The 13,398-nt window shown below is 51.2% G+C and carries 17 protein-coding genes and 1 tRNA gene; 13 read left to right on the forward strand and 5 right to left on the reverse strand.

Annotated features, from left to right (window positions below):
- The first annotated feature begins 11 nt into the window (after positions 1-11).
- From CO251_RS07630 to dapB, 7 genes are all read left to right on the forward strand, one after another.
- Complete coding sequence (locus tag CO251_RS07630; RefSeq protein WP_103375199.1) at positions 12-659, forward strand: heme exporter protein CcmB; 648 nt, start codon at positions 12-14, stop codon at positions 657-659.
- A gap of 2 nt (positions 660-661) precedes the next feature.
- Positions 662-1,351, forward strand: coding sequence for a cytochrome c biogenesis protein CcsA (ccsA, locus tag CO251_RS07635; protein WP_242968440.1), 690 nt, complete (start codon positions 662-664; stop codon positions 1,349-1,351).
- Positions 1,352-1,378: 27 nt separating this feature from the next.
- The gene (locus CO251_RS07640) at positions 1,379-1,600 is read left to right on the forward strand and encodes a CcmD family protein (RefSeq protein ID WP_146039020.1); all 222 of its coding nucleotides are present in this window, start codon (positions 1,379-1,381) and stop codon (positions 1,598-1,600) included.
- A gap of 249 nt (positions 1,601-1,849) precedes the next feature.
- Positions 1,850-2,239 carry a cobalamin B12-binding domain-containing protein gene (locus CO251_RS07645; RefSeq protein ID WP_103375201.1) on the forward strand — a complete coding sequence of 130 codons (390 nt, stop codon included), beginning with the start codon at positions 1,850-1,852 and terminating at the stop codon, positions 2,237-2,239.
- Positions 2,236-3,189: a methylmalonyl Co-A mutase-associated GTPase MeaB gene (gene meaB, locus CO251_RS07650; RefSeq protein WP_103375202.1), complete on the forward strand. Its 954-nt coding sequence runs from the start codon at positions 2,236-2,238 to the stop codon at positions 3,187-3,189. The genes CO251_RS07645 and meaB overlap by 4 nt, the downstream gene beginning before the upstream one ends.
- A 14-nt stretch (positions 3,190-3,203) precedes the next feature.
- Positions 3,204-4,367, forward strand: a complete 1,164-nt coding sequence (locus CO251_RS07655) for an acyl-CoA dehydrogenase family protein (protein ID WP_103375203.1) — start codon at positions 3,204-3,206, stop codon at positions 4,365-4,367.
- Between the two features lie 9 nt (positions 4,368-4,376).
- Positions 4,377-5,129: a 4-hydroxy-tetrahydrodipicolinate reductase gene (gene dapB / locus CO251_RS07660; protein WP_103375204.1), complete on the forward strand. Its 753-nt coding sequence runs from the start codon at positions 4,377-4,379 to the stop codon at positions 5,127-5,129.
- Here the strand turns inward: dapB and CO251_RS17370 are convergent.
- Positions 5,113-5,289 carry a hypothetical protein gene (locus CO251_RS17370; protein WP_158246232.1) on the reverse strand — a complete coding sequence of 59 codons (177 nt, stop codon included), beginning with the start codon at positions 5,287-5,289 and terminating at the stop codon, positions 5,113-5,115. The two genes, dapB and CO251_RS17370, sit on opposite strands and share 17 nt — an antisense overlap.
- A gap of 93 nt (positions 5,290-5,382) precedes the next feature.
- On the opposite strand from CO251_RS17370, the gene cysK reads away from it, so the two are divergent.
- Genes cysK through CO251_RS07675 form a run of 3 tightly spaced genes read left to right on the forward strand, consistent with a single transcriptional unit; the run spans position 5,383 to position 7,677 of the window.
- Positions 5,383-6,312 carry a cysteine synthase A gene (cysK, locus tag CO251_RS07665; RefSeq protein ID WP_103375205.1) on the forward strand — a complete coding sequence of 310 codons (930 nt, stop codon included), beginning with the start codon at positions 5,383-5,385 and terminating at the stop codon, positions 6,310-6,312.
- Entirely contained in the window at positions 6,305-6,766 is a 462-nt protein-coding gene (locus tag CO251_RS07670; RefSeq protein WP_103375206.1) for an Rrf2 family transcriptional regulator, read from the forward strand. Before cysK ends, CO251_RS07670 begins: the two co-directional genes overlap by 8 nt.
- Positions 6,766-7,677, forward strand: coding sequence for a LysR family transcriptional regulator (locus tag CO251_RS07675; protein ID WP_103375207.1), 912 nt, complete (start codon positions 6,766-6,768; stop codon positions 7,675-7,677). Before CO251_RS07670 ends, CO251_RS07675 begins: the two co-directional genes overlap by 1 nt.
- Before the next feature lie 52 nt (positions 7,678-7,729).
- Here the strand turns inward: CO251_RS07675 and CO251_RS07680 are convergent, their stop codons facing one another.
- The 3 genes from CO251_RS07680 to CO251_RS07690 form a co-directional block, all read right to left on the reverse strand.
- A complete protein-coding gene (locus CO251_RS07680) occupies positions 7,730-8,158 on the reverse strand; it encodes a ribulose bisphosphate carboxylase small subunit (protein ID WP_103375208.1) in 429 nt (142 codons plus the stop codon).
- A gap of 31 nt (positions 8,159-8,189) precedes the next feature.
- Entirely contained in the window at positions 8,190-9,632 is a 1,443-nt protein-coding gene (locus tag CO251_RS07685; protein ID WP_103375209.1) for a form I ribulose bisphosphate carboxylase large subunit, read from the reverse strand.
- 144 nt (positions 9,633-9,776) lie between these two features.
- Positions 9,777-10,448 carry a hypothetical protein gene (locus CO251_RS07690; RefSeq protein WP_103375210.1) on the reverse strand — a complete coding sequence of 224 codons (672 nt, stop codon included), beginning with the start codon at positions 10,446-10,448 and terminating at the stop codon, positions 9,777-9,779.
- A gap of 139 nt (positions 10,449-10,587) precedes the next feature.
- On the opposite strand from CO251_RS07690, the gene CO251_RS07695 reads away from it, so the two are divergent.
- Positions 10,588-11,190 (forward strand): hypothetical protein, encoded by a 603-nt coding sequence (locus CO251_RS07695; protein ID WP_242968442.1) that lies wholly within the window; start codon positions 10,588-10,590, stop codon positions 11,188-11,190.
- A 144-nt stretch (positions 11,191-11,334) separates the two neighbouring features.
- Entirely contained in the window at positions 11,335-11,892 is a 558-nt protein-coding gene (locus CO251_RS07700) for a cysteine hydrolase family protein (protein WP_158246233.1), read from the forward strand.
- Between the two features lie 98 nt (positions 11,893-11,990).
- On the opposite strand, the gene CO251_RS07705 is transcribed toward CO251_RS07700, so the two are convergent.
- A tRNA-Pro gene (locus CO251_RS07705) sits at positions 11,991-12,067 on the reverse strand.
- Positions 12,068-12,307: 240 nt separating this feature from the next.
- Between CO251_RS07705 and CO251_RS07710 the strand changes: the two genes are divergently transcribed.
- Positions 12,308-13,375, forward strand: a complete 1,068-nt coding sequence (locus CO251_RS07710; protein WP_103375212.1) for a glucose-1-phosphate thymidylyltransferase — start codon at positions 12,308-12,310, stop codon at positions 13,373-13,375.
- Positions 13,376-13,398: the final 23 nt, after the last annotated feature.

The following is a 13,398-nucleotide window of genomic DNA, read 5'->3' on the forward strand; positions in this document are numbered from 1 at the left end:
AATTTTGGTGGATTTTATATAAAGACGGAGCCGTTGAGCTAAGGCGCCGTGACCGGTGGACCGTGATGATGATTTTTGTGGTGATGATGGCGTTCTTGTTTGCACTGTCTTTGGGCTCACATGTCGCAGACTTGCATGCAGCTTTGCCGGGGATTTTATGGATGGCTTTCCTGTTTGCGGGCATGATAGGCATGGGTAAAACCTTTGCCAACGAAGTGCGAGAAGAGGCCTTAACGGGATTGATTCTAGCTCCCGGAGACAAGATAGCGATTTACTTAGCCAAGCTGACCGGAGCCTTTGTCTTCATGGTTCTCATTGAAATTGTGTCGACACCACTTTTTTTGGAAGTGTTTCAAGTACCGTGGAGGGGCCCATGGACCTTGTGGCTCTTGATTCTAGCCCTAGGGGCCGCCGGATTTGTTGAAGTGGGGACCTTGTTATCGACCATGAGTGTGCACACGTCGTCAGGTGATTTGATTCTGACCATGCTGCTTCTGCCTTTGGAAATTCCGGTCATGATTATGACAGTGCAGGCGACGCGGGATTTATTGACCCTGACACGCGCTGGTTTTTGGTTATGGATCCACGGGCTCATAGCGTATGATGCCATTTTCTTGGTGCTGCCGTTAATGCTTTACGACTATGTTTGGGAGGTTTGACCGTGAAGAAATTGGTCAAAGCAGATGGGTGGTATTGGCTCTTGCTGCCGCTCATGGTGGGGGCTTTATATCTGGACTTTGTGTGGAGTCCTGATGACCGCATTCTCGGGGCGAGCCAACGCATTTTCTATTTTCATATGGGAGCGGCCGCTGTGGTGTTGCTGGCTTTTAGTATAACGGCCGTCGCCAGTGTGACTTACCTCTTAACGCGCAACTTGGCATGGGACGTGTGGGCCGCTGCATCAGCAGAAATTGGCACGGTTTTCACGACTATGGTATTGGTCAGCGGAACTTTATGGGGGCGTGCTGCCTGGGGCATTTGGTGGACGTGGGATCCGCGTCTGACCTCGACACTCATCTTGTGGGTGCTTTTTGCCGGATATTTGTTGCTGAGAGACAGCTCAGACAATGTCTATCGGCGGGCCACTTATGCCGCGGTACTGGCTTTGGTGGCGTTTGCTGATGTGCCTATTGACTATATGGCGATTCGGTGGTGGCATTCGATTCATCCTGTGGTGATTACGGCTCATGGCGTCAATATGGCGCCGCGCATGGTCGATGCCATGCTCGTTTCCATTGTGGCGTTCATCGGGCTGTTTGTGACGTGGATGGTGATTCGTGTTCGTCTATTGCGGACCGAAATGGCGATAGATCAAGTAAAAAATTTGTGGCGTGGGCGCGCTGGCGTGTAGCTTGCCCTAGCGAGAGGAGCGTGTAAGGTGATGATGATGACGGCTCAGGAAAAAATGTATCTGCTGTTCTTGTTTTTAGCGTATAGCGCGCTATTTGTTGTTATGTTTGGGTTTATGTTCAAAATGCTACAGAAGACCAGACAATTGGCGCGGGATATTGCGTTATTGGCGGATGAAGAAGGAAAACAAGACTTACCCGTGGCGGATGCTCCGTCTGTAGCACCTCATGTGCGCAGTCGGGAATTGTAATCTATCTTTTGACGTTTCGTTCTCTACTTTCATCAGGTGGCCTTATTAGCCTGTGCTCAGCCGGGTACGGGCTAAAAGGGTGCCTTATTCGACGTGATTCATTCTTATGTGTGGCCTACGCCTTTTTGTCGCGTTATTCTCCTGTTCTTCTATCCGAAAATGGTACACTGAGAGGGATTGCAGAAGGTGTGACGCTGTTTGGTCTTATACCATAGAATGTTATCATTCGGAATGCGAGGAGTGAATCGCATGATACGCGTGCTAGTGGCGAAACCTGGTCTTGATGGACATGACCGGGGGGCCAAAGTTATTGCCCGGGCCTTGCGAGACGCGGGAATGGAAGTCATTTATACGGGTCTCCATCAAACACCCGAGCAAATCGTGGATGCGGCATTATCAGAAGATGTCGACGTTTTAGCGATTTCAATTTTATCCGGGGCACATCCGACGCTTGTCCCGCGCATTATGGAACTGCTGCGTGCCAACGACGTCGATGATATGCTCGTCCTCTTAGGAGGCATTATCCCCGAAGATGATGTACCCGCGATGAAGGCGGCGGGCGTCCACCAAGTCTTTGGGCCAGGAACGGACACCCAGGACATCGTAGACTTTATTCGCCAGCATAAAGGGACAGCATGATGGATCTCGAGACAGTGTACCAAGGTATCCAAGAAGGACGCAGGCGCGCATTGGCGCGGGGTCTGTCATGGGTGGATGAAGGCTCGGACCGCGGTAATGCCCTGTTGGGAAGGCTGTTTCCTCATGCCGGGCATGCCCATGTGATAGGAATTACTGGGGCGCCCGGTGTAGGCAAGTCGACGCTTGTGAACGCCTTGACCTTGCACTTACGCAAAACAAAGCAGACCGTAGGGATTTTGGCGGTCGACCCTTCGAGTCCTTTCACTGGCGGCGCGATTTTAGGAGACCGCATTCGCATGCAGGATTCGGTGGATGATCAAGGCGTCTATATGCGAAGCCTCGCCAGTCGAGGTCACGTAGGTGGATTGTCGCGGGCCACCTTTGGGGCGTTGACGTTGTTGGATGCCGCAGGATTTGATGTAATTCTCATCGAGACGGTGGGGGCGGGGCAAGCTGAAGTCGATGTTATGCGTTTTGCCCAAACGGTGCTGGTGGTCTTGGCGCCTGGCCTCGGTGATGATATTCAAGCGATTAAAGCCGGGATTTTGGAGATTGGTAATATCTTTGTCGTCAATAAAGGGGACCGAGAAGGGGCCGATCGGACGGTCCGGTCGTTACGGTCTATGCTGGGACTCACCTCCACATCGTTAGATTGGGTACCGCCGATTATTAAAACTTCCGCCGATCGCAATGAGGGTATTGGCGAGCTTGTGCAGGCTATTGAAGACCATAAAGCGTACCTGACGAATCATGCGATTTGGGATCAGATGCGTGAACGGCAGGCTGAAAATCTTCTCGAACAGGCCTTAGAAGATATGGTGGAGGCCGTGAAGAAGGAGAGCCGACGGCAAGGCGAGTGGTACCGTGCGGTATCTAGCATTCGGCAAGGAGAATCGGCGCCTGCGTTCGCCCGCGAACTCATCAGCCAGTGGTTACAGAAGAACGGGTGAAGGAGAGGGACAAGATGGCTCTAAGCATTCTCAATGAAGAAGAAAACGCAATTCGTGATGCGATTTTAGCGCTTGTCAAGGACACTATTGCGCCAAAGTCCCAAGCATTTGATCGGTCCGCGGTATTTCCGAGAGAAAATATGGAAATGCTGGGGCGTCAAGGATATTTGGGAATGATTGTGGATCCGAAGTGGGGCGGTGCAGGTGCAAGCTATTTGGCGCAAACCTTGGTCGTGGAAGCTATTGCAGCCGCTGATCCTGCGACGGCGGTGATTTATGAAGTGCACAACTCGCTTCATATCGAAGGGATTTGGCGATTTGGCACGGATGAGCAGCGGGCACGCTTTTTACCGGCCTTATGTCAAGGGGACGCCATTGGTGCGTTTGCCATTACCGAGGCCGAATCAGGCTCCAATGCGGCGGCAATGCGAACGCGGGCCGTCAAATCAGGATCCGAATACCGGCTCAATGGCCGAAAGGTGTTCATTACCAGTGCCGGGGAAGCGGATTGGTATATTGTATTTGCTACGGTCGATCCAACCCTTGGTGAGAAAGGTATCACGGCTTTTTTGGTGCCAAAAGACGCGCCTGGCCTTCACTTTGGGCCGCCGGAGGATAAATTGGGGATTCGTGCGTCACGCACCTCTGAAGTCATTTTAGATGATGTCCGAGTACCAGAGGAAAACCGTCTGGGCCAAGAAGGGCAAGGCTATTCCATGGCCTTATTTTTGTTGGACGGAGGACGCATTGGGATTGCGGCCCAAAGTGTGGGCATTATGAGCACGGCTCTAGAGCGGTCATTGGCGTATGCACGTGAACGCGAGCAATTTGGGCGGCCAATCGGGCAGTTCGAAGGGGTGCAGTGGCGGTTAGCTGATATGGCAACCGACTTACATGCAGCGCGGCTGATGACCTATGAAGCGGCTCACCGCCGTGAAGAGGGACCAGCCCAACGTCCTTTGTTCGCAATGGCCAAGTTATTTGCGTCCGAAAAGGCGGTACAACATGCCGCTGATGCGATTCAAATTTTTGGGGGATATGGCTACATGCGTGAATATGGCGTGGAGCGCTTGCTGCGTGATGCAAAAGTGACGGAAATTTACGAAGGCACCTCGGAAATTATGAGGTTAGTCATCGCAAGTCGACTGCTCAAAGAATACGATTTAGGAAACATTTAGGAGGATCTCATGGCGACGAAGATTCCTGTGGTGTTGGCCGGCGCAACCGGCAAAACGGGAAAGGAGGTGGGACGCGCTATCGCTCAGGCGCAGGACATGGAATTGATAGGTGCGGTGGGTCATTCTCATGTTGGGATGGCTCTAAGCGATTTATGGAGCGAGCCGGGGCTTTCTGTGGTCATTCGGGGAGCTGTGGACACCATTGACGCCTCGTATGCGGTGCTCGTAGATTTCACGGAACCAACGTCGGCCTATTCGCGGATCTTAGAGGCTACAGCAAGAGGATGGGACCTCGTCGTGGGCACAACAGGATTCTCGCCCCTTCAGCTCGATGCGATTCATGACCGAGTACAACACCAACAGAACGGTGCTGTCCTCATCGCAAATTTTTCCTTAGGCGCATGGATTATGGAGCGATTGGCCCAAGATGCAAGCCGATATCTTGATCAGGCTGAAGTCATTGAAGCACATGCGGCGACCAAACGCGACCGGCCCTCTGGGACAGCGAAGCGTATGGCCCGCCTCTTAGCGGATGGGTGGGGGCGAAGCGTCGAAGATATCCCAGTGCATTCCATTCGACTCCCAGGCATGGTGGCCCATCAAGCGGTGATCTTCGGTTCGAGTGGTCAGACATTGACGTTACGCCATGATGTGCACGACCGGAGTGCGTATGCGGCGGGAGTGCTGGCCGCAATACGGCGCGTTCACGAATTTCGTGGCAAGGTTGTCCAAAATCTGGGCGACGTTATTGTTCCGGACTAGATGATTCGCTTTCTTCGGCGATGCGACGAGCAATGTTTCGAAATTGCTCCCGCATGGGCGTAACGGGGGCTCTCAAATCTCGCAAAATGTCTTCTTGCAGTTTTTGCAGAGCCTGTTCGGCTTCAGGAACTAGCAGCTTCTTCTTTTTACGTGTCATCATATAGCCTCCTTGGGGCTAATATGCCTCATTTGGGGTGATATAATAATCACCACAATGGTTATAGGAATAGACGTATATATGAGGTGATGACCTGTGAAAACGTTTGGGTCCGTATGTGACCTTATTGGACAGACTCCTTTGGTCCGGCTCGAAGGACTTTCGCAAACGTTGGGTGCTACGGTGTTGGGAAAACTCGAATCGTATAACCCAGGGAGCAGTGTGAAAGACCGCATTGCATTAGCGATGATAGAAGATGCCGAACAGCAAGGACGACTGCATCCTGGAGGCCTGATCGTCGAGCCCACATCAGGCAATACGGGAGTCGGGCTGGCCATGGTCGCGGCGCGGCGCGGTTATCGTTGTATTCTGGTCATGCCTGATTCTGCATCGGTGGAACGGCGCATGCTCTTTGAAGCGTTTGGAGCGAAGGTCGAGCTGACACCTGGGCGGCTTGGCATGACGGGGGCCATCAACCGCGCTAAAGCTTTGGAGGATGAAATGGGTGCGGTCAGTTTGCACCAGTTTGATAATCCGGCGAATCCCATGGTGCACTACCGCACGACCGGCCCCGAAATTTGGCGGGATACCGACGGAACAGTGACCGCATTGGTGGCGGGAATCGGTACGGGAGGGACCATTAGCGGCACGGCACGATATTTAAAAGAACGCAATCGTGATATCAAGGTCATTGGCGTGGAACCAGCAGAATCGGCGGTGTTGAGTGGGGGACAGCCGGGCTCTCATAAAATCCAAGGAATTGGTGCTGGATTCGTCCCCGAAATCCTTGAGCGGTCCCTCATTGATGAGGTTATTCCCGTGCCGAGTGACGGGGCTTTTAAAGCTGCACGTGATCTTGCGCGTACCGAAGGGCTACTTGTGGGGATCTCGAGCGGGGCGGCATTGGTCGGCGCTGCGCAGTGGCTCCAACATCAGGATCGTCCGCAGGTCGTGGTGGTAATCCTTCCGGATTCGGGGGAACGGTATCTCAGTACGGCGTTATATCGGGAGGACGCCCATGTTTAAGCTATCTTCGGGCTTTAGGTCTGGATTGCGAATATTGGCGGTATTGGCTGAGCACGGGTCGGAGTCGCCCGTCCCAATTAGCCTTATGGTTCCTAAGCTCAATCTGTCCGACAAATACTTGGAGCAGCTTTTGATGAGTCTCAAACGGGCGGGTTTGGTTCGGTCAGTGCGGGGAGCCAGTGGGGGATTTGTTTTAGCCCGTGCTCCCGAAATGATTTCTCTTCTCGACATATTGACCGCACTACAGGGTCCCATAGAATTTTGTGATTGCGGCGTGCAGCAATGTCAGGACTGTCTTAGACCTGAAATTTGGGAGGCACTCGAGGTGTGCCTGGGCAGCTCCCTTGCGAGCATCTCGTTGGCGCACCTTATCGGCCAGGCGCCTTTTCAGATTATGGCCCACTCAGTTGTGTTGCCTGATGCGCCCTTGTGGCAGGACGGGGCAGGGATTTAATGGCTCATGAGTTGCTTAATCTTCACCATCTGAAGATCTTTCAAACCGTCGCCAAACATCTCAGCTTTTCACGCGCGGGCGAAGAACTGATGATTAGCCAATCTGCGGTGTCGATGCATGTCAAAAGCTTGGAACGTACCGTGGGCATGCCGTTGTTCGAAAAAGTGGGTCACCGTATTCGGCTCACAGACGCTGGTCACGCGTTATGGGAGTACAGTCAGAAGATTTTTGCGCTAATGGATGAGACGTGGCAAGTGCTAGGCGCTATGCGTGGGGGAGAATTGGGTCAACTCCGTGTTTCGGCTGATACGACGGTTGGTGTTTATGTCGTCCCTGAATACCTAGGCCAATTTCGGCGGGCATTTCCCCATGTCGCTATTATGTTGGATGTTGCCAACCGGACGGCGGTCATGGACCGTATTGCCGCGCGCGAGAGCGATTTAGCCGTGATGGGCCAAGTGCCTGATAACGGGGAAGATTGGGATGCGACCCCGTTTATGGAGAATGATTTGGTGGTTATTGCGCATCCTGACCATCCTTTAGCGGGTGATCGGGAGATTCGCGTCGAAGAATTGGCGCAAGAGGGATTTCTCGTGCGTGAGCCGGGATCTGGAACCCGGGCCACAATGGAGCGCTATTTTCAGACGGCGGGCATACCGTACCGTGTGAATAGGGAATTGGGAAATAATAGCACGATTAAACAAGGCGTGGCTAACGGCTTAGGGATTGCGGTTATTTCGCGGCAGGTTGTCCAGTTGGAACTAGAAGCGAAACGGTTGGTGATTTTGCCAGTGCAAGGCTTCCCCCTAAAACGCTACTGGTATGTTGTCCATCTACGCGGTCATTATCTCCCGCCCCCCGCCCAAGCATTTAAAGCGATGTTGCTGGCTTCCACGCGTGTTAAGGCTTAAAGCACAAAAGAAAAAAGAGCGGCCTCCCGCCGCTCTTTTTTCTAAGCGTTTATTAGTCGGTGAACCGTTCGCCTGAGGGCTTGTCAGTGGCGTAACTGTGTAACGTGTACCGCATACGCCGGTCTTGTGCTTCTTGACGGATGAGTCCAAAACCGGGGTCATTAGCGGGCCGGTTGACAATGAAGGACATGGCAATCGTCTGCTTCCCACGCCGTTGGTCATAGGCATTGAGGCGAATATAGTGATTCGGATAGGCCTTGCGGCATTCGTTGACTTCATACAAAATGGCCGCCGGGTCTTTCAAATCGAACATGGGGAGACCCCACATGCTCCAGTACGTGTTGCGCGGGTGCGGGTCATCAGTAAATTCGAGACTCATCGGCCAGTTGTGGTCAAGGGCCCAGTTAATTTGATTTTTAATCTCGTCATCTGAAAACGGCGGCAGGAACGAAAAGGTTCCTTGCGTCAAATAGAATGCCATTCAAAATCCTCCTTTGCTGGTTGCAGCGTGATTAGACACTCGGGGTCGGAATAGCGTCCGGGGTGTCTGTGGACTGGTAGTTGAACGTCACGTCTTTCCAAACGTCTAGGGCCGCCTGAAGAGCAGGGGACATCTTGGCCGCTTTTTGCAAAATCTCGGGACCTTCGTTGAGAATGTCTTTGCCGTCATTACGGGCCTGAACCATAGCTTCGAGTGCGACACGGTTGGCCGTGGCCCCAGCTGCAATTCCCATCGGGTGTCCAATTGTTCCGCCACCAAACTGCAAGATGACATCGTCACCAAAATGGTGTAATAATAAGTGCATTTGGCCCGCATGAATACCACCGGAAGCGACGGGCATTACGCCGGGCATGGAGCCCCAGTCTTGTTCGAAGAACAGACCTTCTTGTAAATTCACCGCTACTTTGGCATCACGCAAAGTTTTGTAGTAGCCATGAATCATGTCGGGATCTCCTTCAAGCTTGCCGACCACGGTTCCGGCGTGGATGTGGTCTACGCCTGTGAGACGCATCCATTTGGAAATGACGCGGAACGATACGCCATGGGTTTTTTGACGCGTGTAGGTGCTGTGTCCCGCACGGTGCAAGTGAAGAAGCATTCCATTTTTTCGTGCCCACTTGGCCATGGACTGGATAGCCGTGTAACCAACGGTCAAGTCGACCATGATGATGACGCTTCCTAATTCTTTGGCGAATTCGGCCCGCTCATACATATCCTCCATCGTCGCGGCGGTTACGTTAAGATAATGGCCCTTGACTTCTCCGGTATCGGCTGCAGCGTGGTTGACACCTTCCATCACGTAGAGGTAGCGGTCACGCCAGCGCATGAAGGGCTGAGATCCAATGTTTTCGTCGTCTTTGGTGAAGTCTAGTCCTCCACGAAGGCCTTCGTAGACGACACGGCCATAGTTGCGCGCCGATAGTCCCAATTTGGGTTTCATGGTAGCACCTAAGAGAGGGCGACCATATTTGTCAAGGTATTCGCGTTCGACAACGATCCCGTGGGCAGGACCTTGAAAGGTTTTGATGTAGTGCAAGGGAATGCGCATGTCTTCGAGGCGTAAGCTCTTGAGAGCCTTAAATCCAAAGACGTTACCGATAATAGAGGACGACAAGTTGGCAATGGAGCCCTCTTCAAACAAATCAATAGAGTAGGCGATATAGGCAAAGTATTGATCTGTACCTGGGACTGGTACGACGCGGAAGGCTTTGGCCTGATAGTTTTCAAGGTCCGTTAGACGGTCCGTCCAGACAACCGTCCACGTGGCGGTCGACGATTCTCCAGCAACAGCGGCTGCAGCTTCTTCAGGGTCTACGCCTTCTTGGGGAACGACACGAAATACGCAGATGACGTCGGTGTCGAGGGGTTCATAGTCAGGCCTCCAGTAGCCCATTTTTTTGTAGGGTGTAACACCCGAAGCCCAGCGGTCTTTGTTTGATTCAGTTGCGCTCATGAGTCTCCTCCTTTAAATTACGCATAACATCTTAATTTCCGACAATTTAATACTTTTGAAGCATAAGCAATTTATGCTTTAAGCATACATGAGGACTTATTATTTGTGAAATATGGATAAGTTTAAAAAAACATAAAGAAAAGTTTATGGTTGAGATAGAGTTTCGGACGATGTAGGCGGATGCGGTGTTTCGCTTAACAAATGACGAATCAGTCGCATTTGGCTGGTTAATTGAGATTCTTGAAGGGTGGGTTGCCCAGGCATTTTCAGAACAATAGGATTCAATAGGGCTTCGAGATTTTCGATGGCCTGCACGACAGAATCGGGTAAAAAGAGTTCATTGGCAAGAAAAAAGTCGACTGCGTGTTGATAGTGGCGTTTGCATTGACGATGCAGACAGTCAATATACAGCGCATTTAATTCATGGATAATGGCTTGTTCGCCAGAGAGGGAGTGTTCACGGTCTAAGATTTTGGCAATTTCCTTTTTTGAGGCCCCTACGGTCCGTAACGTTTCTTCAATATATCCTTGATGGGTTAAGGAAGCAAAAGGGACTGCATTACGGACGACGGCTAGGCTGGTGCGGTACGCACGATAGAACTTCTTGTAAAGAGTTGCATAGATTTTGTGCTGTTGAGCCTTTAGTTGCGACGACGCATATTCGCCTTCGCGCAAGAGTTGGTCGAGACGTTGCTCGTAATGGCGTAAGAGGGCGGTGTGATGGGTTCGCACAGTCCAAAATGCCACCGCATAGGCGCCAGCCAGGGATATCACTAACGTAAACACGGTTGTGATCCGTAACGTTTCTAAAGACATCGCGAACTCCTGTTTTTATTTAGTGTATCACGATCGAAGAACAAGCCCGCAACTTGTAAGGAGATTATAAGGACGATTTAGCCAAAAATAACCGGTATAAAATCATGCCGTCAGCCTCATCCTTCAACCGAGGTGTCCTATGGCAGTTACATTAGAGATTGAAGTGGATGGATTTGAAGAATACCCTATCCGACTCGATTCTGAGCAGTTAGAGGTTCACGGCCGTCATATTAATAGCGTCATTGACATTAGCCATATTACTATGGAACGAGGTACCGAGCTAGGCGTATATGTCAAGCGTCTAAACGAGACGATTGCTCAGTCGAAGTTCCATATGCGCTATGGACTGCTTGTGCATAACGTTTCGCCACCTGTTTTGAGGGCTGATCTATCATTAATCCATTTTAGGGAATGCAATTTTGAGGCGACAGACTTTTCGGGTTCCATCATTTCCGGTCCGCTATCTGTTGAACGCTGCATTATTGACGGCCAGTTGCCCCCTCTTTCTATCGGAGGCAATGAACTTTTTCGTTATCCTCCTGGCAAAGCGGCGCGCGAATTAGGAATTACAGACGTGAAAGATGTTTTGGTGTTAAGATGGGGGCTTACACAAGATGCGCGTCATGTAGGTCAGGCTTTTTTGTGGTTAGAACGTCGTTATCCGAAAACAGAAGAAGTGCTTGCCAGAGTCTTGCGCGGACTGCCGTCTCGTCGGCCTCGCTATGTGCATTGGACGCCTTAGACAAATATCCCTCACTCTATTAGATGCAGCATATCGAAAAATCTGCCGATGTTTTGACGTGGGTAATGCCGCCTTAACATGGGCTTGCTGGCTTATGATACGCTTTTAGAGAAAAGCTGTACTAATAAGGTTAGGGGAGATGTTATGCAAGCGGCACTGATTATCATTGATGCGCAACAAGAATACTTTGCACCACACGGACAATGGGTGGTTAAAGGCGGAGCGGAGTCGTTAGTCCAGATTCAGCGCTTGTTATCGGTTTGGCGAGAGAACCAAGGCGTAGTTGTCCATGTTGTTCATGAAGCCCTTGACCCTGGCTCTCCTGTATTTCGTTTGGGTTCCCCTGGGGTGCTAATGCATCCTGATATAAAGGTCATGCCAAACGAACGCCTTGTAACAAAGCACTTTCCCGGTGCATTCACGCAAACGCCCTTAGACGCCTATCTTCGCTATGCTGGAGTTGACACCGTGGTCATCACAGGATATCAAACCCACCATTGCTGTGATGCGACTACGCGTCAAGCGCGTGAGCGTGGTTTTCAGGTAATATTTGTTGGAGATGCCACAGGGACTAGGGATTTAGAATTGCGTGGGGAAACCGTACGAGCGGAGGATGTTCAACGTGTGACGCTTGCTGCAATGACAGGTTTTGCTGAGGTGCTTAATGCCGAGGAAACTATAGCAAGATTAAATAACGAGTAAAGAGTGGGATTTGACATGCGAGGTCCGCTACAGGAGAGGACTCTTTTATTGGGTAACTGAAGAACATCATAACATGAGATTGCACAAGACATTATAAATGGTCGGAGAGACAGGATTTGAACCTGCGACCTCCTGCTCCCGAAGCAGGCGCGCTACCAAGCTGCGCTACTCCCCGACGCCCGAACGACATTGTACCGTCTGTTCTTGGTTTTTGTCAAGATGTGCTGCATTGGCGTAACGTCCTCTATGTCACGCTGTTATTATAAACTGCCTGTCAGGTCGTTCTTGTCGGTGCGGTTTTTCTGGTTTTCCCTGGGGCACTTGCCGCCATTTATTTTAATGCGTCAATAAATGGTCAAATTCTACAGAGACGGCTACAATATTTTTGTCAAAGACATTTAAAGGGAGTCGATTGATGAAGCTCAAAGGGTTGCTCCTCGCAGGAGGAACGGGAAGTCGACTACGTCCATTAACCTATACCGGGGCCAAGCAACTGATTCCTGTGGCCAATCGGCCCATTTTATTCTATGCCGTCGATGCTATGGTTCAAGCGGGTATTGAGGATATTGGTGTGATTACAGGAGAGACCGGCGAAGAAATTCGCGCTAAACTCGGTACGGGAGAGGCTTTCGGATGCCATTTTACCTATATTCCTCAAGCTGCGCCATTGGGGTTGGCTCATGCCGTGAAAACGGCGAGGAGTTACTTGGGTCAAGATCCATTCTTAATGTTTTTAGGAGATAATTTACTGCGCAGTGGTCTAAAAGATCTTGTGGACCGTTTCAAGACGGGACAATATGCGGCTTCCATTTTGCTGACGGAGGTTGAAGATCCCCGGCAGTTTGGGGTGGCGGTTGTGGATCAAGGACGTGTCGTCCAGCTGGTGGAAAAACCGGCTGAGCCACCGTCTCATTGGGCGTTAGTCGGGGCCTACTGTTTTAGTCCGGACATTCATGAAATCGTCGAGATGCTAAAGCCATCAAAACGCGGTGAATATGAAATCACTGATGCGATTCAAACATTGATTGATCAGCACAAAGTGGTAGATGCGACATTTGTACAGGGATGGTGGAAGGATACTGGACGCCCACAAGATGTCATCGAGGCAAATCGCTTAATGTTAGAAGATATTCCCACACATATTCTTGGGCACATTGATGCGTCTAGTGAAATTGTCGGGCGCGTGCAATTAGGTCGCAAGTCACAAATTCAGCATAGCACGATTCGTGGACCCGTGGTGATTGGGGACAATGTGATTATCCGTGATAGTTACATAGGGCCATACACCGCGATTGGTGATGGCGTCACAATTGAAGAGACGGAATTAGAAAACACGGTGATTTTGCCCGAGAGCCATATTAGTCATGTGCCGGAGCGCATCGATCAGTCTCTGATTGGTCGTGCGGCGGTGGTTCAAGGACGCTCCCAGCGCCCGCGTGCGGTACGGTTGGTGTTGGGGGACCAAAGTCGGGTCGATTTATAAAATAGCGGAACGTTTAGGAGGTT

The organism is Sulfobacillus sp. hq2, assembly GCF_002903155.1.
GTDB lineage: Bacteria > Bacillota > Sulfobacillia > Sulfobacillales > Sulfobacillaceae > Sulfobacillus > Sulfobacillus thermotolerans.

What these genes read in the sequence shown, in the direction of transcription:
- dapB (WP_103375204.1), top strand. Translation starts at nt 4,377, where the DNA reads ATGGCGACGAAGATTCCTGTGGTGTTGGCCGGCGCAACCGGCAAAACG.
- CO251_RS07670 (WP_103375206.1), top strand. Translation starts at nt 6,305, where the DNA reads ATGTTTAAGCTATCTTCGGGCTTTAGGTCTGGATTGCGAATATTGGCG.
- CO251_RS17370 (WP_158246232.1), bottom strand. Translation starts at nt 5,289, where the DNA reads ATGATGACACGTAAAAAGAAGAAGCTGCTAGTTCCTGAAGCCGAACAG.
- CO251_RS07695 (WP_242968442.1), top strand. Translation starts at nt 10,588, where the DNA reads ATGGCAGTTACATTAGAGATTGAAGTGGATGGATTTGAAGAATACCCT.
- CO251_RS07685 (WP_103375209.1), bottom strand. Translation starts at nt 9,632, where the DNA reads ATGAGCGCAACTGAATCAAACAAAGACCGCTGGGCTTCGGGTGTTACA.
- CO251_RS07710 (WP_103375212.1), top strand. Translation starts at nt 12,308, where the DNA reads ATGAAGCTCAAAGGGTTGCTCCTCGCAGGAGGAACGGGAAGTCGACTA.
- meaB (WP_103375202.1), top strand. Translation starts at nt 2,236, where the DNA reads ATGATGGATCTCGAGACAGTGTACCAAGGTATCCAAGAAGGACGCAGG.
- CO251_RS07655 (WP_103375203.1), top strand. Translation starts at nt 3,204, where the DNA reads ATGGCTCTAAGCATTCTCAATGAAGAAGAAAACGCAATTCGTGATGCG.
- CO251_RS07645 (WP_103375201.1), top strand. Translation starts at nt 1,850, where the DNA reads ATGATACGCGTGCTAGTGGCGAAACCTGGTCTTGATGGACATGACCGG.
- CO251_RS07680 (WP_103375208.1), bottom strand. Translation starts at nt 8,158, where the DNA reads ATGGCATTCTATTTGACGCAAGGAACCTTTTCGTTCCTGCCGCCGTTT.
- CO251_RS07675 (WP_103375207.1), top strand. Translation starts at nt 6,766, where the DNA reads ATGGCTCATGAGTTGCTTAATCTTCACCATCTGAAGATCTTTCAAACC.
- CO251_RS07700 (WP_158246233.1), top strand. Translation starts at nt 11,335, where the DNA reads ATGCAAGCGGCACTGATTATCATTGATGCGCAACAAGAATACTTTGCA.
- CO251_RS07690 (WP_103375210.1), bottom strand. Translation starts at nt 10,448, where the DNA reads ATGTCTTTAGAAACGTTACGGATCACAACCGTGTTTACGTTAGTGATA.